This window comes from Roseiconus lacunae (assembly GCF_008312935.1).
Lineage (GTDB): Bacteria > Planctomycetota > Planctomycetia > Pirellulales > Pirellulaceae > Stieleria > Stieleria lacunae.
In genome coordinates, this window is the sequence record NZ_VSZO01000079.1 from 84,484 (window position 1) to 104,114 (window position 19,631).

General features: G+C 55.1%; 14 protein-coding genes. 8 read left to right on the top strand and 6 right to left on the bottom strand.

Annotated features, from left to right (window positions below; translation table 11 throughout):
* The first annotated feature begins 44 nt into the window (after positions 1–44).
* The 5 genes from FYC48_RS25940 to FYC48_RS25960 all read left to right on the top strand — a co-directional run bounded on the left by FYC48_RS25940 (position 45) and on the right by FYC48_RS25960 (position 6,743).
* On the top strand, positions 45–449 hold the full coding sequence (locus FYC48_RS25940; RefSeq protein ID WP_235034441.1) for a DUF2294 domain-containing protein: 405 nt from the start codon (positions 45–47) through the stop codon (positions 447–449).
* A 565-nt stretch (positions 450–1,014) separates the two neighbouring features.
* Entirely contained in the window at positions 1,015–2,619 is a 1,605-nt protein-coding gene (locus FYC48_RS25945) for a proton-conducting transporter transmembrane domain-containing protein (protein WP_149499714.1), read from the top strand.
* Positions 2,620–2,683: 64 nt separating this feature from the next.
* Positions 2,684–5,344, top strand: a complete 2,661-nt coding sequence (locus tag FYC48_RS25950; RefSeq protein ID WP_149499715.1) for a YbcC family protein — start codon at positions 2,684–2,686, stop codon at positions 5,342–5,344.
* 148 nt (positions 5,345–5,492) lie between these two features.
* Positions 5,493–6,101 carry a carbonic anhydrase gene (locus FYC48_RS25955; RefSeq protein ID WP_149499716.1) on the top strand — a complete coding sequence of 203 codons (609 nt, stop codon included), beginning with the start codon at positions 5,493–5,495 and terminating at the stop codon, positions 6,099–6,101.
* 120 nt (positions 6,102–6,221) lie between these two features.
* Positions 6,222–6,743: a DUF4240 domain-containing protein gene (locus FYC48_RS25960; protein WP_149499717.1), complete on the top strand. Its 522-nt coding sequence runs from the start codon at positions 6,222–6,224 to the stop codon at positions 6,741–6,743.
* A 54-nt stretch (positions 6,744–6,797) separates the two neighbouring features.
* Here FYC48_RS25960 and FYC48_RS25965 read toward each other — a convergent pair whose 3' ends face one another.
* The 6 genes from FYC48_RS25965 to FYC48_RS25990 are packed head-to-tail and all read right to left on the bottom strand — an operon-like array spanning position 6,798 to position 13,902.
* Entirely contained in the window at positions 6,798–8,402 is a 1,605-nt protein-coding gene (locus FYC48_RS25965) for a permease (protein ID WP_149499718.1), read from the bottom strand.
* Position 8,403: 1 nt separating this feature from the next.
* Positions 8,404–8,874, bottom strand: a complete 471-nt coding sequence (locus tag FYC48_RS25970; RefSeq protein WP_149499719.1) for a hypothetical protein — start codon at positions 8,872–8,874, stop codon at positions 8,404–8,406.
* Positions 8,874–9,842, bottom strand: a complete 969-nt coding sequence (locus tag FYC48_RS25975) for an AAA family ATPase (RefSeq protein WP_149499720.1) — start codon at positions 9,840–9,842, stop codon at positions 8,874–8,876. The genes FYC48_RS25970 and FYC48_RS25975 overlap by 1 nt, the downstream gene beginning before the upstream one ends.
* Positions 9,839–12,082 carry a transglutaminase-like domain-containing protein gene (locus FYC48_RS25980; protein WP_149499721.1) on the bottom strand — a complete coding sequence of 748 codons (2,244 nt, stop codon included), beginning with the start codon at positions 12,080–12,082 and terminating at the stop codon, positions 9,839–9,841. The genes FYC48_RS25975 and FYC48_RS25980 overlap by 4 nt, the downstream gene beginning before the upstream one ends.
* The gene (locus FYC48_RS25985; RefSeq protein ID WP_149499722.1) at positions 12,063–13,298 is read right to left on the bottom strand and encodes a DUF58 domain-containing protein; all 1,236 of its coding nucleotides are present in this window, start codon (positions 13,296–13,298) and stop codon (positions 12,063–12,065) included. The genes FYC48_RS25980 and FYC48_RS25985 overlap by 20 nt, the downstream gene beginning before the upstream one ends.
* Before the next feature lie 52 nt (positions 13,299–13,350).
* A complete protein-coding gene (locus tag FYC48_RS25990) occupies positions 13,351–13,902 on the bottom strand; it encodes a hypothetical protein (RefSeq protein WP_149499723.1) in 552 nt (183 codons plus the stop codon).
* A 345-nt stretch (positions 13,903–14,247) separates the two neighbouring features.
* Here FYC48_RS25990 and FYC48_RS25995 point away from each other — a divergent pair, with 345 nt between their 5' ends.
* The 3 genes from FYC48_RS25995 (at position 14,248) to FYC48_RS26005 (ending at position 18,987) form a co-directional block, all read left to right on the top strand.
* Entirely contained in the window at positions 14,248–15,426 is a 1,179-nt protein-coding gene (locus tag FYC48_RS25995) for a DUF1611 domain-containing protein (protein ID WP_235034442.1), read from the top strand.
* Positions 15,423–16,469: a dipeptide epimerase gene (locus FYC48_RS26000; protein ID WP_149499724.1), complete on the top strand. Its 1,047-nt coding sequence runs from the start codon at positions 15,423–15,425 to the stop codon at positions 16,467–16,469. Before FYC48_RS25995 ends, FYC48_RS26000 begins: the two co-directional genes overlap by 4 nt.
* Positions 16,470–16,602: 133 nt before the next feature.
* On the top strand, positions 16,603–18,987 hold the full coding sequence (locus FYC48_RS26005) for a serine hydrolase (protein WP_149499725.1): 2,385 nt from the start codon (positions 16,603–16,605) through the stop codon (positions 18,985–18,987).
* Positions 18,988–19,631 lie beyond the last annotated feature (644 nt).

Consider the following 19,631-nt stretch of genomic DNA (forward strand, 5'->3'; position numbering starts at 1 on the left):
GCCGTTCATGGTAATGTCTTTACAGCAAGAGCATGGCTTTTTGAATGTCCAGATTGCAAACTGCGAGTGAGCAAACGATGCCGAGTAAAAAGGAAACCGAACGGGCGATTAGTCAGGCGATCATTTGTTTTGAGAAGGAGTTCATGGGACGTGGCCCTCTGGAAACGAAATCCTTCATCGTCGAAGACATGGTGCTGGTACGATTGAAAAATGTGCTTACGCCTGCCGAAATGAAGCTGTCCGAAGCCGAGGATCCACAACGCGGTCGCTATTTGATCAAGCAAATGCGCCAGGAACTGATCGAGCGAGGTCGAGCACTACTCGACGCAGCCATCAAGGATATCCTGCACATCGATGTTATCAGCTTGCATACCGACATCAGTTCAAAGACCGGCGAACGCGTCATTGTGTTCACGCTCAGTGAAAAGCCCGTCTTTTCCGGCACGTAATTGGTTTGGTCCTCTAGCCTTGTGGTGATCATGTACCAGTTGTCTGGCGCAAGCTTGAGATCTGCGATAACGCGAACATTGGCGGAGTCGTGTACCGCGACTTGCCCGACTCGATTGCCAAAGGTCGAAATTTGCCGAAAACTCGCTTGACGTTTTCTCAAGCTGGCGCTAGTATCCACCGATGGAATGAAACACACGAGCTCTTGGATTTACATGAATCCGGAGACGTGGTTTCGACCGCTAGGTTTCGTTTCCCCGAACAACGTGTCGGGGTGAAAAAGCCGGACGACTGCCAACCGCAGTCGTCCGGCTTTTTTTGTGCCTTCACCCAACCCGTTGCCACATTCGCCCGTGGTTGACGAGGGCTCCCGAGATCATATGGGCGGGCACGTGCCTGCTTGAACAAAACACACTGACAGAGACCGCTCAGCCACCACGGACAGCATGCGCCGTGGGGACAAGCCGGATTCGGAGCACGATTGAAGTGTTCCGCATCCGGCTTTTTTTATGGGATCTGCAACCACATCGATCACCACCCGAGCTTCCAAACTTGAGGAGAACATCCGTGCTAGAAATTCCTGAGGCAGTGATTGCCATCCCAATCGCATGTCTATTCGCTTTGGCCGCGCTGCCGCCCTCCTGGTCAAACAATCATGTGCTGCTGGTGCGGCGGTCGGTGACGATGATCCTCGCGATTCAAACCGTAGCCGCGCTAATGGTCTTGGTCAAAAGCTATTTTTTCGGTCCGGTTGCGATCAAGAGTTCAGCAGTAAGTCTTTCAGGGGCAGCGCCAATCGACCCAGCGATTATCGAACTGTCTGCGTATCTTGACGGTGTTTCATGTTTGATGTTTTTGATGGTCAGCCTTGTCGGGTTTGTCGTCAGTCGTTTTTCGATCCGTTACCTCGACGGTGAAGCAACACAAGGTCGCTACTTTCGTTGGCTGGGATTCACGATCGCGGCGGTCAGCACGATGACGATTTCGGGCAATCTGCTGATGTTTTTTGCCGCTTGGGTCATGACCAGTTTTGGCTTGCACCAATTGCTCCTGCATTACCGACATCGAGCGGCGGCCCATCGAGCGGCATGGACGAAATTCACGATCAGCCGTATCGGGGACGCATTTCTTGTCGCGGCCTTAATCGTAACGTTTCAGTCGTTCGGGACGTTCGACTTTGTCACGTTATTCGAAAGGGCGGCGGAGATCGCCGACGGAGGCCGGGTGACGGTAAACCAGATGGCAATCGGTTGGCTAATTGTTTTCGGTGCGATGACCAAGTCGGCTCAATTTCCGTTTCATACCTGGCTCCCCAATACGATGGAAACGCCGACTCCCGTTTCGGCGCTGATGCATGCGGGGATTGTTAATGCCGGAGGTTACTTGGTCGTCAGGACGGGATCGTTGGTCACGCTCGCACCCACTGCTCTCGCGGTACTTGCGGCGATCGGAGCCTTCACGGCATGCTTTGGCGCGATCGTGATGATAACGCAGCCTAGCATCAAGCGTGCGTTGGCATATTCGACGATCGCCCAAATGGGCTTCATGATGCTGCAGTGTGGATTGGGAGCGTTTGCCGCGGCAATGCTACACATCGTAGCCCACTCGTTTTACAAAGCTTATGCCTTTTTGAATTCGGGCAGCGTGATCGCCGAAAGCCGATCGCTGGATGGAACCGCTCAACACGTTGCTCAGTCGACCGAACGACGGTGGGCCGTGCCCGTGGCGTTTGCTCTCTCGGCGATCAGTCTGGCTTGCGTACTCGCGATCTTGGGGATTGATATCACGGCGAAGGTCGGCGGATTAACGTTCGCACTGATTATCTGCCTAGCACTCACGACATGGGGATGGCGGTTGCTGCAATCACCCCAACGCAATCTCTGGTGGGTGGCGACGTTCGGCATTCCGATGCTGTGTTTGCTCTACGGAACCAGCTACGCCGGGATCAGCATGATTGTCGCAGGGGCGATTCCAACCGTAAGTGGGACGGCATGGACGACGATCTTAGTCGTCGATGTGGCACTCGCGTTTTGCCTGCTCTTCATGCTGCATGCGGCACTGCGAAATGATCGCAGCCCAATTTGGTTGGAATCCCTTCGGATCCACGCGGCAAATGAATTCTACATCGATGTGATTTACCGGCGTGTGTTCGGATCACTCGCCAAGTCCTGACTCATCCGTTCGAAACTCGTCAACGATTCGCACTCCCGACACGCCGAACAATCGGAACACTTTCATGCCCTCTGAAGATATGTCTCAAATCCAACAAGCTTTGCACTCACAGTCAGCCTCTGCGGTGCCAACCGACAACGCTGGCACGTCGATGGTGTCCGCAAAAATCATGACCACCATTGAACGCGTTCGTGACCGGATCTCTCCCGTGTGGCCGCTGCGAGACTACGTCGCCGTGAATCCGTATGCGGGATTTTCCGATCAAGGATTCTTGCAAGTCCGGGAGACATTGCGAACGTTATCGGACTTGGAATTGCTGATGCCGGTCGATTATTACCGCAGTCAATTCCAAGATGGTGCGATCGCTCGAACGGATATTTCCAATGCGGTCGACGAATTGGTCGCAGATGGGGTCGAAGGTGCCGAACGCATCGATGTGAATCAGGTCATCGCATTGCTCCGTGAACGACCCACGCCGGGGCCGACGTCAGATTCAGAATTTCGTAGTCTCGGCAACCCAGATCGTACTTTGTATCGATTCGTTGAAACACTCGATCGGCATACCGACTCCGATTGGAGTCGGCTCGTTGATGATGAGATTTCTAAGCAATGCGCGACGCACTACGATCAGGGGCAAGCGACGTGGCGAAGTCGCGGACGCGGTTTGCCACTCTATCTGGCTTGGCGAACAGAAAAGCTTCACGACCGAACTTTCGAATTGATGGGCATCGCCGACTTTCGAAATCTTGTCGGCAGTCTTCCGCATCAGGCTGAAACGGCGATTGAACTGTTGCTCGGCTTGCTGGGACTCCCCGAATGCTTGTGGGAAGACTATTTACTCTGTGCCGCGTTGGCGATGCCGGGCTGGTCGTCTTGGACTAGTTATCAAAACCGCGAGGCATGCTTTGCTGGCAGTGAAAGCTCTGATTTTGCCGCCCTACTTGCGATGCAGCTTGCATATGAAGTGGCGTTGTCCAGGCATTTGAACTTTCACATCGATTGGAATTCGCTGGCATTGCGTCACCAGGCGAATCGCGCCCGAGCGAAATATCCGACGGACCATGACTTACTTCGTTACGCCTTGCTGCGAGCTTCGGAGATCGCGTGGCGAAATCGATTACTAGGTCGGTTGCGATGTCCCCTTCGTATCAAGGAGGCCGAGGTTCCATCATTTCAGCCCTTCGATGATACAATCCATAGCACGCCACCGGCGACGCCGAAACTCGCCCAGATGGTTTTTTGTATTGACGTTCGATCCGAGCGTATACGACGCAATCTGGAATTGGCCGCGTCCAACATCGAAACCTATGGATTCGCAGGCTTCTTCGGACTTCCGATCGAACCCGTCGAGCTAGGTTGTCAGACTGGGGTACCAAATGTTCCGGCTTTGATTGAGCCTCAGTTCAAAGTCCACAACCACATCCATTCGGATCCCGAAGGTACGAAGGAGGCGACCGAGAAACGCGGTGCTCTTCGCTGGATGCGAAAGGCGTGGAAGGAGTTTCAGACGTCGGCGATCAGTTCGTTCGCATTTGTCGAGTCGACCGGTTTGTGGTTTGGTCCAAAGCTGATCGCACGAACATTCGGTTGGAATACACGCAGCAATTCGCGGTTCGATGGTGTCAAGCGATCTCAACAGACGTTGCTTGCCCCGTCGCTTGAAAGCCTCACCCGTCAGGGGATCTCGCTGGATCAGCAAGTCGATTTGGCGGAGTCGATTTTGCGTGGGATCGGGATCACCCGCCATTTTGGGAGGTTGGTTGTCCTTTGCGGACATGCATGCCAAGTCGAAAATAACCCGCTCCAGGCAGGCCTCGATTGCGGTGCCTGTGGTGGTCATTCCGGTGAACCAAACGCACGTCTGGCTGCCAAACTTTTGAATGATACGAAAGTTCGCGAAGGACTGGCGGGACGTGGGATTCAGCTGTCCGATCAAACTCACTTTTTGGCCGGGGTGCACAATACCACCACCGATCACATCGAGTATTTCGACCTCGATTCGTTGCCGCCTTCTCACACCGACGATTTCGAGTCGGTGGTTGATGCCACTGCAAATGCCACCCGTCAAACACGACGCGATCGACTGCCGCTATTGCCAGGGCCTAATCCGAATGATTTGGACCGACGAAGCGTTGATTGGTCCGAAGTGCGTCCGGAATGGGGGCTCGCTGGGAACGCCGCATTCATCGTCGCCCCCCGCTCGCGGACTCGGGGGGGCTCGCTCGATGGCCGATCGTTTTTGCACAGCTACGACTATCGGTCGGATGAAGGTTTTGATGTCCTGGAACAGATCATGACGGCCCCAATGGTCGTCGCGAACTGGATCAATCTGCAGTACTACGCCTCGACCGTGGATCCGTTGCATTTTGGCAGTGGCAACAAGACCGTCCATAACGTCGTCGGACGATTCGGAATCCTTTCGGGGAACGGTGGCGATCTGATGACAGGTTTGCCATGGCAGTCGGTCCATGACGGAACACAGTACCAGCATCATCCCATGCGATTGCTCTCCGTGATCGAAGCTCCTTGTGAAGCGATCGACAATGTGATCGCCAAGCATGACACGGTAGCCAACTTGATCCGTCACGGGTGGTTGCAACTGGTCGCTTCGACCGAAACCGGGTTTTACCGCTATACCGAAATCGGACGCTGGGAGGCGGTGTGGACCCACGATACGAATCCTGTTGACCGACCTGTCTGCCAGGACGAAACGCCGACGAACTAGTCGCTTAATGCGGCGATCAGCACGTTGTAATCGATCGAAGGCGTGTTGCCGTTGGTTGGGATTGCCCCGTGGGGGCTTCGATCGGTTTGGACGATGATCGCCACAAAACCAATCCTTCAAATATCACTTTTGTCTTGGAGATTTTTCGATGAGTTCTGTGACTGACTACACCTCGGACGCGACGAATGTTTCTAACAATCCGTATCTGGGTGATTTGAAAGAAACGTTACTGGCTGCCGATCGCCCCATTCAGTGGCTTGTCATCGCTGATGACGATCCGGCGATGTTGCGTGCCTTGCAAGTGGCACTCCAAGGAGAGACGGCTGCGACATTGAAAAAATCGTGGGACTTGCCAATTGAACGCGACAATCATCTTCGGACATCCATCGAGTGGTCTCTGCGAAACAGCTCAATCAAAAATGTATTGCTAGTCGGGCATTCGGAGGCGATCGGAGCAGCGTGTCAGTCAGTGCTCGCAAAATCACCGTCCGAAGGACCGCGTCTAAATTTGCAGCAAGACGCTCACCCGAACGCGTCGCCCTTGTTGGATCGGATCAATCGTAACAATGCTCGACAGCAGGCTGCGATGCGATCGTATGCCGAACAATTTGGGCTGTTTGCCAAGATCCCGACAGTTAAGCAGCGAGCCGCAAGTGGAGATCTGACGCTGTACGGTTTGTACTACCGAGCCGAAAGCGGTGTTTTTCTGGCCTACGATGTGATCGAAAACCGGTATCGTCCGTTAATGGAATCCTAGCGGGCGTCGCCGTCGCACATTGGCGTCAAGCGATCGGCTACGATAACACTTGTTGTTTGGTGAAAACCGGTTGTTTGAGCTTCCGAGAAGGCGTCTGATCTTGCCGCGGAGAACGTCGCGATGAATGAAACAAAGTTTTGGAAAATCGTGTCTTTGTTCGATTGGAATCAAACCGGCGATGACGATGCGGTCTTGGAACCTGCCGTCGCCGCACTCGCCGAGGAAGGCGCCGATGGGATTTGTCAATTCGCGGAAATCCTTGCCCAAAAGCTTCACGCACTCGACACCCGTCGTCACTGCAAAGCTTGCTATGTCGGTGAAGCGGATCCGGACAACGGGGATGACTACATCTCCGCCGATGATTTTTTGTATCAACGCTGCGTCGTGGTCGCAAACGGAAAGGACTTTTTCGAGGAAGTGCTCCGCGACCCGAGTGAATTTCCGCAAGATCTTGAATTCGAAGCGTTATTGTCGCTCACCGACTCGGCGTATGAGCGGGCGACCGGCGAAGAGTTTGATCACTGCACCGCAGTCAGCTATGAAAGCTTTCAAAATCACGAAGGTTGGAAACCGACCGACCAAACGCAGCCAGGCTCCTTTACCGGCGATTCTGTTCCGCTGCTCAATCGACGTCCGACTTAGGGAGTGTCATCCGATCCCAGGACCAACGTTTGCCAGCGTTCAGACAACATCAGGTTAGCTACGAAAACTTTTGACCCAGCGTCGATTGGTGTCCATGATCCCTTCAACAATCGTCATCACTTCCTCTCGCTCGAACGGATCATGTTCAAGTTCATGTTCGAGTAGCTCGAGCTTTTTGCGGATGAGATGACCTTGCATTCGTTGATAGGGACGCACGGTGCCTCGTCGTAGAAATGTTCCGACCTCCAAACGACGGCTCCATTCTTCGACAATCGGGAGCCAATGAAGTGCGTGTTCGGTGTCACCACTCATAGATGCGGATAAGCACTCCGCCCTGGCCAGCGAGATTTCCTTCAGGCATTCTTCTGGCGGCGGATAATAGGCGAAACAAGCGACCACACTGAGCGTGATTAAGCCCAACAGCAGTGCCGCTCCCATCACCCCGCGCGGGACCACGCGATCGAGTTGTCGCGCGACGTGTCCGCCGGCAACCGCGTTCGCAGAAACCAACGTGGCTTCATTCCATCGCAGCGCTCTGACTAGGATCCCGAGAGAGATCAGCACGCCGATCACAGCGGCAGCGACGGCTTCGGCAATTCCGATGCTTTTAAGCAGGGTATCCTTCGTCGTCGCGACCAGATTTTCCTGGTGGCTAGAGATGGGATTGGTGTAAATGTCGAAGGCATGCGTATGGCCAGCCGGTTCGATCCCTGGAGGAATCAAGGGTTCGTTCATCGCATAGGCCAACCCGAGCACAATCGTCAGCAAAGAGGTAAACCAAATTGCCGTCGGCCGCCACCGGTAGTGTCGCCCGAACCAAACGATCGTTGCCAAGTTGACTCCTGTGCCTAGGATCAACAGCGAAAACGCGGCGCCGGGCGAGTTCCCATGTTGGAACATCATCCCCAATTGGCTCATCGCCAGCATTGGTGTCGCATAAACGGGGACGGCGACAACGGTCATCGTTAGCGGGGCCAAGAAATTATCTTGTTCGACGCTGGTTTGCATCGCGCCGAATGGCAAGGCTGCCGCGACAACCGTCAATCCCGAAAGAGCGATCAGGGTCAACAACAGTGTCGCGCCGGATGCTTCACGGCCGAGATAGACCGCCATCGCCCCGAGGCGTCGGAGGCCGATCACTTCGGATTCTTCGATCACATCGGATGACTGACCGGCGGGCGTAGGAGGGTGCGTTACGTCTTCCGATGAAGATTGCAGTTCCGCGCCAGCACGCCGGGCCTCAATCAAATCCCAAATGATTCCGAGGGTTGTGACGATCAACAGTGACCCAAACGCAAACAGGATGATGACCAATGGGCGACTTAGTGTCAGTCCGTACAACAAAGATAGCGGGTTGAACAGCGGTGCCGAAAGTGCGAACGCTGTCATCGCGCCGGGCTTGATGCCTGCCCGACGCATCTCTCGTAAAATGGGAATGACACCGATCGAGCAGACCGGCAACAACATCCCAATCAACCACGATTGCGGAAGTCGGCGAATCGAATCACCGCCAAATAGACGCTGAGTTCCTGACTTGCCAAGGTAGTAACGCAAGATTGCGGCGATCACAAATCCGGTCAAGAGCGTCGGCGCGGCGGCAAAGCATCCTTGAAGCAGACGGGTGAATCCGCCAAGCAGCATTTGGGTTGGCGTATTCATCTTAAATCGCGTCGGGATGAGTCGTTGGTTCAGGGATTTTGCGGACGGCTTCGTCGATCAAATCGCAAAACTGCAAGGTTTGGGCGCTGACGTCCGAAGAAATCATGCTCATTCGGTCGACGTACTTTTTTCCGAGTGACTCCGATGAAAGGAATAGCGGCAACCAGTCTTGTTCGGACAGATCCGTATCCGCCGCGATCTCTGGGGTCCAGCTGATCACATCGCGGATCTTCTCGATCGTTTCTTGCGTTTTACCGTTGGAATCAACGGCGAGCGATAAAAACTTGCGGATCTTCACCGCAGCGTCAGGTAAGTCATCGGGACGATGTTCGGCCACAAAATGATCGTGATCAAAGTGCGAGTGTGGATCGCCGTCATCATGGTCTTCGTGTGAACCAGCGGTGCAGCCGGTCAGGGCAACGGCGGCAACTAGCACCGACAGCCCCCACGTATATTTATTTGCTGAACCCATCACTTGTACTCCGGCGCGACAACCGATTGAAGGATCCGCTCGATGGCATCGTCGACGTTTTCCCCCGAGGTCAAAAGACGAACTGACAGGACCGGCCTGGCCACATGGACGACGTCGGTAGGAGTCACGAAGTCGCGTCCTTGGAGCATTGCCCAAGCCTGGGCGATAGCTTGCCAATGCAGCATCCCGCGCGGGCTGACACCTAGTTCGACCGAAGCGTCTTCACGCGTCGCTTCAACCAAGTCGATCAAATAGTCACTGACCCGCGAATGCACTTCGATGCGTTGTGCTTGTTCTTGAAGCTCGCGTAGTTCTTGTAGTGACATCGCGTCGCCCGGGGAACTCGCGTCTTCGGTCGTCGTCTGTTCCGTTTTGACTTGACGCATCAAGATCTGTCGTTGAGCGTCACGATCGGGGTAACCTAGTTGAAGCTTGATCGAAAAACGATCGAGCTGAGCTTCCGGCAGTGGATAGGCACCGAGTGAGTCGATGGGATTCTGAGTCGCGATGACAAAGAACGTTGACGACAGTGTGTGGGCGTGACCGTCGATGGTGACTTGTCGTTCTGCCATCGCTTCCAACAGCGCACTCTGAGTCCGCGGCGTGGTACGGTTCAACTCGTCGGCAAGCAAAACGTCGGCAAAAACTGGCCCCGGATGAAAATCGAATTCGCGTGTTTTCTGATTAAAGATACTGAATCCAGTGATATCAGCAGGCATCAAATCCGGCGTACATTGGACTCGGGCCAATCGGCCGTGCAGGCCATCGGCGATCGCTTTGGCAAGCGTCGTTTTGCCGGTACCGGGAAGGTCGTCGAGCAACAGGTGACCACGCGCCAAAAGGCATGCGACGACCAAATCAATTTGTTCATCTTTGCCCAGAAGCACCTGCCGCAAATGTTGTTGCAATCGATGCAATCGAGGATACCGCGTTGTCGATGCGGCCGGAGAGTTAGTCGTCACGTTCATGAAGGGTTATGGGTAAGTTTCAATAGAGTGCGCCGATCGAGTCGCCGGACGAGCCGCGTCGCGACGCCGGCACTGCCTGCCTGCCGGTGTCCGAAGTAGATCGCATCGGCCATGTCGCAAAACTCGATCGCCGTTTTGTGACAAGCCGGATCGGTTTGAGTCAGTTGCTGTATCCACTGTCGTTGTGTATCGCCCCGGGGACGCCGAAGTCCGAGCAATCCAGCCCGCGCCTCGACGACTCGAATGGCTAATCCGCAGCGGCGTTTGGGGGACATCCAGCCTGCGGATTTCCAAACCAATACAAACAACCAATCCAGCCACATTCGCCGGCTGAGGTAGCCGGCACCTGCGACCAGGCCGGTGATCAATGCGTACGGCCAAGATGCGGCCACGAGTTTTTTTGTTTGAAGCCACAACGAAGGACGATAAAGTGGCTCTACAAAACCTGGCGTCGGTTCGACTTCGAACCAGCGACCATCGTTAAGTTGCACCTCGACCCAGGCGTGGACATCCGACGGCAAGACCGAAGCGTGACCGGCGGCAAAGTCGAACGAATTTGGTCGCACGTAGAATCCCGTCACCAGTCGAGTGGGCAGTCCGAGTTCACGAATCATCATCGCTGCGGCGGTCGCAAACAAATGGTCGCCACCGCGACGGGAACGTAAAAATTGCTGGACAGGAACTTCCGACTCGTCAGTCACTTCCTGCGGCGTCACTTGGCGGTCGAATTGGAACTTAGTACGCAGGTGATGAACGATCGAATGAATTTGGTCGAGCGGTTCTGCGGTTTCGTCTACGATGCCCCGGGTCAAGCGTCCCCACTCGCTATCATTGTCTCGCATGGCGAGCTGCGGTGAGTAAGAATCAAACAGCCGATTCCGCAGATCATCTTCACGTAGGTTTTCACTAGCCACGTGCACCACGGTCATCGGCGGGACTTGCTCGCGCCCGGGCATGAACATGCAGCCGTCTTGATCGATACGAAAGAAGTCGACACGATCGATGTCTTTCAAATGAATCGCTTGTGTCAGCATCGGAAGAGGCAAGCGAACCGAATCCAGACGGAGAATTTTTAGTAGCCCCACTGATATGGAATCCTCTTCGGATGCCCGGTTGAGGTTCCGTCGCGGACTTCGGAATTTTGGGTCGAAGAACCAGTGGTTGCCGCCGATCTCAACGGATTTCAGCTCGTCTTGGTGGTAATCGGCTGTCTGTGTCCAATCGATTCCGTCAAAGGTATCGTAGCGGTGCAGAGCGAGACGAATTCCAGTCGGGCCATCCCACTGCAACACGTCATCCGATTTTGCGTCATCAAACTTTTGATGCTTCTTCGGAGCGATGCGATCGGTCGAAAACGAGCCACCGCCGCGTTCCGTTTTCGCAGTCTTTTGGTGCGACGGAATTAGATTTTGATTGGCGAGTGCTTGACGTTGTTCGTACTTCGTCTTTCTTGGTTCGCCGACCATGTCATTGAACATGTCAAACAATGATGACTGTTTCGATTCGATAAAAACGTCCGAGTCGACGGCACCAAACGATTCGGCATGGTCTTTCGCAGCGATCGCCGCGTCACCGGTCCCCACGCCGCTTCGCGCCGCAGGGTCAGACCATTTTGATCCTCCACTGACGGGCATAAATCCAGATTTCAGAGGGTGCGTCTTCCAGGCATGATCTTTCACGCCCCAGACGGTCCCAATTAACAACAGGCCGGAGAACACGATGACTGCCGGGCGATTGGTCCACGTCGAACTAACCGATTCGGGCATCGCCAAATCCAGTTTTTCCCACCGGCTGGCAACCAAGTGCCAAACGCAGCCGACCATCCAAAGGACGGGCGCGACGATCGCCAGCGAACTATCCGAGATCGCCGCCGTGAATAGGACAAGGAAACCGCTAATGACCAATGACAATGCCAACACCCGTCGATCCTTGGCAAGAATCGCCAGGGCGAGTGCGGTGACTCCGAACGACGTTAGTGTCGATAATTCGAACGCCGATGGTTGGCCGATTGCCCGCGCGATCATCGCAAACACGATGGGGCAACAGAGGACACCGGCGATCGACGCGACTCGTCGTCGGCCATGAAATCCCATCGCCAACCCACACAGGATCGCCAACGTTACAAATTCCGCGGTCAGCACCGCGGCATGTTCGGCAGGCTTGCGAAGCAGGTAAACTGCTGACAAAGCCAACACCGACAACGCTTGCGGTTCGACCTTTCTAAGCGACGTGCTTTGCATCACGTCCTCCGGTCCAGAACGACGCCAGTTGGCAACCTAAATCGATACTGCGATCCAGCCGGCGGTGCCGGTGCGATGATGACTGGCGAAGCTGAGTTGACGGATCAACGGAGCAAACGATCGGATCACCGTCTTTGTCCGAAGAAACGGTCAAACAAGCCGCTTCACTGCGTGCCGCTCCGCGAAGCGGCTGTTCGCTACCTTCAAGGGGAACGTCGGCCAATGCATCGAGGAGTTGTCGAAGACCTTCGGGACCGCGACGGGGGATGATCGAACGAGTCCCAATTTGAACGCGAGTCGGGATGGCGGATTGATGTAAGTTCACGAGCAAACTTGCCGCGACGCGAATGCGATCGCTGATCAGTTGCTGATTGACTTTTGTCGGGAGATCTGATCGTCCTCCTGTGTCGATCCAAACATCGATCGTGGGGCATTGCGGCGCGTTGCGTTCGGTAACGATCAAGCGATCGGCGCGAGCGGTGGCGACCCAGTTGACGTGCTTGATCGCGTCTCCGCTACGATAGTCCCGGACACCGATAAAGTCTCCGTTAGGCCCACTACGGTTGCCTTCACCGAGGTCCGCCCAGACGCGCCCGGACATCGGGCATCGTCCGGCAACAGGGTAAACTTTGGGCCAGACAGTCATTCCCGAAACTTCTCGCATTTGCTTTTTCGCCGTCCAGATTCCAAATGGGAATGAGCACGTGATCAGCGGCAGCGTTTGCGGGTAGTGACCGCGAAGACGAGGGCGAACGGCAAACCGGTAGGTGCTTTTCGAAAGCCCTTTCACAAATGCGAGTGCAACCGTCGGCGGTGTCTCTTCATTGCCCGTCTGCGTCTGGCGGTCCAAGTAACCTTCGATCGCTAGCCCCCAGACCGGCAACGGAAGTCGATTGAGCACGGACAACTTGAAATGGCAGGCGTCATCTTCGTGGACCCGGTCTTCCTCCGGCGTCAGGGAACACGCCACGGCGCGAACCGCAATCCAAGGCCATGCCATCCCAATGACGATCATCACCGACAAACTAGCCGCCATCGTCCAGCCGATCGGTGAAACGGAATACCCGATGATCGCACTGGCAACCGCGGCTGAGATGAACCAACCCACGGGTTCTTTGAGCCAATAAACAAAACGATTTGCCCAAGGACAAAAGTCGGAGGTAAGCAATCGCGCCCACCAACTTTTTTCTTGGGACGCATCATGGACCATGGCCATGACAGCGCACCTCGAAACAGGAGACGAAAACGGAGATCAACAACGCGGGTCGTTAAACCTGCGGTGGGCCCCGTGCCGAGATATCGTCAGAAGTCGAGAGGGTTCCATGCAGCGACGGTAATGCGGTTACACGGCCGGTGACTTCCGGTGTCGGCGCTACCGGAAGCGTCGCCGGGGCGATCGTCGCCAATCGCGCGGTATAGAAGTGTTGGCAGAGACTGCAGTGATTCGAATCGTGCTCTTTGGCGGGCGTGCCACTGCACGGTTGGTCGCCGCACCGTTGATCGTCACAACAGCTTCGATCGCAGTCTTCGGCAACGGAAGACGCCAATCGGGAACGTTGCGTCGACGCAGAATTGATCGACGCTGACTGAGAAGCCAACGATGCTCGCCGACGATGCAATGCACACTCGCAAGACTCGCCAGCAACTTGAACATCTTCCTCATCGATCTGCGTCGGCGCACTGGCGTCTTGCTCATGAACCGAGACGGTGCAACATGCGGACGAATCGACGCACCCCACATGAGCGACACTGGCAAGGTTGCTCAATAGCAACGCAATCGCCGTCAGGTAAGTCGCAAATTGGTGACGTGAAGCGTACAAAAAGTCGATCCCGCGGCCCGGTATCGGGCGGCTCGTGCGCAGCGTGAAACGATAGATGGTCCAAATAATAAAGGAACCACCGTATTTTCATGAAAGACTACGCCGAGTCAATGTCGAAGGTTCGTTCGCACACCGTGATCATGCAATTTTCACGTTTCTGGACGAGGTTTGGTCAAGTCTAGAAGGGCGGAAAATACTTTTGACGCGGCGAAATTCGATCCACAGTCCGCGCGATATTCGCGAATTCTCTATGACTGAAGTGTCGTTTGTGAAGCGGTCCTGCTTCGGACAATCAACCGCGAACACGTCCGTTGTGGCATTGGTTTGATTGACGTTGGCTTCCCGATGTTGAGAACTGGCGAAGCCGCCCGCCGTTTGGCTGGCCGCCTTCGCGAGAGTCCGCTTCTGCTAGAATCTGCCCAGATTAGGCTCCCCTTACTGGGCTACTTAGGATTTATGGAGATCATCGTGACGCATCCGGCTCAATTGACGAGCTACCGTCGTATCTTGTTGCTCACCGACGGCTACTCAACGCCTTTCCTCGCCAAGACGGCGATCAGTTTGCTGCGGTATCGAACGGACGATGTGATCGGTGTGCTCGACGCCGAACATGCCGGTCAAGACGCCGGAGAGCTTTTTGGTGCCGGGCACGGGATCCCGGTTGTCGATTCGATTGTCGAAGGCACCGATGCGGTTTTCATTGGAATCGCACCTCCGGGTGGCAAGCTGCCTGCCGCATGGCGACCGACCATTATTGAGGCGCTGACTCGGGGGATCGATGTGGTCTCGGGACTGCACGATTTCTTGTCTCTCGATCCCGAGTTGACGGCAATTGCCGAGCAGCACGGCGGCACGCTGATCGATGTTCGCAAAAACAATGAAAAGGAAACCGCGACGGGGCAACCGTTTCGTGAAGGCTGTTTAAGAATTCACACCGTTGGCCAGGATTGCAGCGTCGGCAAAATGGTCGCGTCGCTCGAGATTCAGCGCGAGTTAAGCCGTCGAGGCCACGACGCGAAATTTCTGGCAACCGGCCAAACCGGCATCATGATTTCGGGCGAAGGCGTTCCAATCGATTGCGTCGTCGCCGACTTTGTCAACGGAGCCGCCGAACGGTTGGTCCGTCAAAACGATGACCACGACATCGTATTGATCGAAGGACAAGGGTCGCTTTCGCATCCCAGTTTTTCCGCGGTCACGTTGGGATTGCTTCACGGAGCGGCTCCCCAGGGTTTGATTTTTGTTTACGAGGTCGGTCGTCGAGAGGTCAAAGGACTCGATGGGATCGAGTTGCGGCCGTTCCGACAGTTGATCGCGGCCTATGAAAATGCCGCCGCCTTACGTCACCCTTGTCGAGTGATCGGGATCGCCATGAATGGGCGTAAGGTCAGCGACGAAGAAGCCGCGGCGGAAAAGGCGCGGATGGAGTCCGAGTTTGGTTTGCCGGTTTGTGACGTCTTTCGTGATGGGCCCGGGGAACTTGTCGATGCGGTGATCGCATTGCAACAGGAGCTGCAGCGATGAAGATCTGCTTGCACCCCGTCGAGCTTCCCTTGGAATATGAATTCACGATCGCTCGAGGGTCGACGTCCGTCCAACGATCCTTGATCGTCGAGCTTCAACACGAGGGCCAATCGGGGTACGGCGAGGTCACCGAGAATTCTTATTATGGTCACACGGTCGATTCGATGTCGAAATCGATCATCGACTGCCGAGGCGACATCGAAGGCGTCGCCTTGAAGAGCCCCGAAGAGCTGTGGCAACGTCTGCGGCCCAAGCTTGCCAACGACTTCTTTGCGCTCTCGGCGATCGACCTCGCCGCTTACGATCTGCTGGGCAAACTATCGGGACGCTGGACCTACGAAATGTTAGGCTTGACTTGGGAAACCATTCCGAAGTCGAGCTACACGATCGGGATCGATTCGATCGAAACGATGGTCGCAAAACTCACCGCCCGGGCCGGATGGGACATCTACAAAATTAAACTCGGCACCGATCATGATGTCGAAATCGTGCGACGTTTACGTGAGGTATCGTCCTCCATATTCCGGATCGACGCCAACTGCGGTTGGACCGTCGAGCAAACACTGGACTATGCACCGCAGATGAAAGCCTTAGGAGTCGAATTCATCGAGCAACCGCTGCCCGCCGATGCGCCCAAAAAAGATCATCAAGCGATTTTCAAGCAATCGGTTCTACCGATCATCGCCGACGAAAACTGCTTGGTCGAAGACGACGTTGCCCGATGCCACGGATCGTTTCACGGGGTGAACGTCAAGTTGTGCAAGTGCGGTGGACTGACACCTGCAGTACGGATGCTGCGTCAAGCCAAAGAGTTCGGGATGAAAACCATGGTCGGCTGTATGGTCGAAAGTACCGTCGGAATCTCAGGCGCCGCCCAACTGGCACCACTGCTTGACTATGCCGATCTAGATGGCGCGAATTTGATCGCGAAGGACGTTGCCGAGGGAGTGTGCGTTGACCGCGGCAACATTCAACTGGCCGAAGACTATGGCAGCGGCATCAAGTGGCACACCGAAATGACTCCGCCGTCAACGGAAACCTGACGCCAGGTTAAACACACCAGGATTGCGGTCGAGTCAAAGTTTCCAGCGGAGCAAAATTTGATCGGGGGGGCAACACGCGCTACAATCAGCACCCTTCTTGAGGCGACCACGTTTTACTTCGATGAGTATCCCGATGTTACGATGTTTGGTTCAGACCGCGGTTTTGATCTGCGTTAGCGTTTCGCTTGCTCTTACGTCGCCCGGAGTTTCGGCGCAGCAACCGGGCACGCCGGCAGCTTCTCAAACAGACTATCAAAAAGCGATCGGCAAGATAGAAGAAGCCATTCGAATCGAAGTCGAACAAAAAGGTCTGCCCGCATTTTCGATCTCGCTTGTCGATGGCGATCACATCGTCTGGGCCGATGGGTTTGGCTATCAAGATTCGGGAAAGGAAACGAAGGCGACCGCGGAGACGGTGTATCGAGTCGGCTCGGTTTCAAAATTGTTCACCGACATCGCCGTCTTGCAATTGGTGGAACAAGGGAAGATCGATCTCGACGCCCCGGTTGAAACCTATGTCCCCGGTTTTGCTCCCGGCAATCCTTACGGCGTACCGCTGACGCTACGCCAAATGATGTCGCATCAATCCGGCTTGGTACGTGAATCGCCCGTCGGAAACTACTTTGATCCGAACGAGCCTTCGCTGGCCGATACCGTTACCAGTTTGAATGACACGACGTTGGTTTATCGGCCCGAGACTAAGACCAAGTATTCCAATGCGGCGATCGCTGTCGTCGGTGCCGCGTTGGAAAACCAACTCGAAGTGTCTCACCCGGAGCAAGTCAGGAGATCCATTTTGAAGCCTCTGAAGATGCAGGCCAGCGGGTTTGTTGTCGATGCGGCGATGGAACCGAAAATCGCCACGGGGTGGATGCGAACGTATGACGGTCGTCGTTTCGAGGCACCGACGTTCTTATTGGGGACCGGGCCGGCAGGAAATTTGTACTCCAGTGTGTTGGACCTATCCAAGTTCGTTACCTGCTTGCTCAACAACGGCGTGACCACGAGTGGCAAAATTCTTGAACCGGCGTCATTGGAACTGATGACCACCCCGGTCAAAGATTCCGATGGGAACGAGCAAGGTTTCGGTCTTGGCTTTCACATCCAGTCGCTCGACGGACACAAGAAGATCGGTCACGGAGGAGCGGTGTACGGGTTCTCGACACAATTGGAAATTTTGCCGGAACGCCAAGTGGGCGTCGTCGCAGCATCATCACTCGACGGTACCAATGGCGTGGTCCGGCGACTGTCCGATTACGCGCTCCGATTGATGCTGGCGACCCAAGACGATCAGCCCCTTCCAGAGTATCGAACCACGATTGCCGTCCCACCCGCGCGGTCGAAAGCGATGGTGGGGACCTATCGAGAAGAAAACGGTGACCGGTTCACTCAGATCACCGAGCTTGAGGGGGACCTGTACATGTACCGCGGGACCTTTCGAAATCGATTGCGTGCCGCGGCCGATGACGGAAGTATTCTCACCGATGATGCGATCAGTTTCAGGGTACCCGTCGATCTTCGCGACAAAGATGAATTGAATGTGGGTGATGTCAGCTACCGGCGTCTACCCGATCAGCCACCGGCGCCGGCACCCCGGCGCTGGCAAGGGCTGATTGGTGAGTATGGATGGGATCACAACACGCTGTATATCTTAGAAGACCACGGCCAGTTGTACGCCTTGATCGAGTGGTTTTATTACTATCCGCTGACGGAGATCAATGACAATGAATTTGCATTCCCCGACTATGGGCTCTACCACGGAGAAGGTTTGAAATTCACTCGCGATGATCAAGGAAGAGCGACAGAAGTGGTCGCGGCGGAGGTTCGTTTTGTACGCCGTGAGGTTGGAACCAAGGACGGCGAGACATTCAAAATCACGCCGGTTAAACCGATCGATGATCTTCGCGAAGGGGCGCTCGCGGCGCGGCCTCCCGAAGAAACCGGCGAGTTTCAATCCTCCAACCTCGTCGAACTGGTTTCCCTTGATCCGACGATCAAGTTGGATATCCGCTACGCGACCACCAACAATTTTACCGGAGCCGTGTTTTACAAACAGCCGCGTGCGTTCATGCAGGCTGACGCGGCGGCGGGCGTCGCCAAGGCGAACAACATGTTGGGCGAACGTGGATTGGGGCTACTCATTCACGACGCCTATCGGCCGTGGCACGTGACGAAAATGTTTTGGGATGCGACACCCGGCGAATTCAAGGACTTCGTCGCAAATCCGGCCAACGGATCGCGGCATAACCGAGGTTGCGCGGTCGATCTCACGTTGTACGATCGCTCGACCGGCCAACCGATTCAAATGGTCGCCGGCTACGACGAATTTTCCAACCGCTCGTTTCCTTTGTATCCCGGCGGTACCTCTCGCAAACGCTGGTACCGCGATTTTCTGCGCCGGACGATGGAGTCAGTTGGGTTTCATGTTTACGAGTATGAATGGTGGCACTTCGACTACAAGGATTGGCGTCAGTACCGAATCGGCAATGCAACCTTCGAAGAATTGCTCCAGGACTGACGGCTTATCCAAAACATTGCGGCCTTCACTAGAGTGATTTGTTTTGCTGCATCGGTGTGTATCCGCCGAGACGATCCCGAGCGAACTTTGACTGCCACAAAACACACAGTGGGCCATTGAATCCCGGAGACACACCGAGTGCAATTAGAGTGATTCGTTCAAATAGTCGGTCGCGTCGTTCGACGTAAATTTCATCTGACCGAAACTCGCGTTGACGCAGTTGATAAATACTGACCGAAGCGAATCGGCTGTCAATAAAACCCCCTTCCCCTTTTCGCGAGCAGGTACCTTGCTAGACGACACTGATCTGTTCGGCGATGTAAGTGGATCCAACAATTCCCTTGGCTGTGGAGGGTTGGTGGTCGTGCTCGTCATCGCTACGTTGCTGTTCGCTATCCTGATGGCTTGGATGCCGTGACGGAGGTTTTACCTTGCTTCGGTTGCATCGATGTCGGCGAAGGAGGTTGTCGAGTTTCCATCGGTTTGATGAGCGAAGGGATCTGATGCCGCGGACTGTTGCACCGATTTCGATTCAGTCGCCGCGCGAATTGTTTCGTCTGGACTACGGTGCAGAAACCGTGGCTAACGCCAGTCGGCTATTCTAGTTGTCGATCGTTGATGAAACGTTGGGGCTTTCAAAGCGA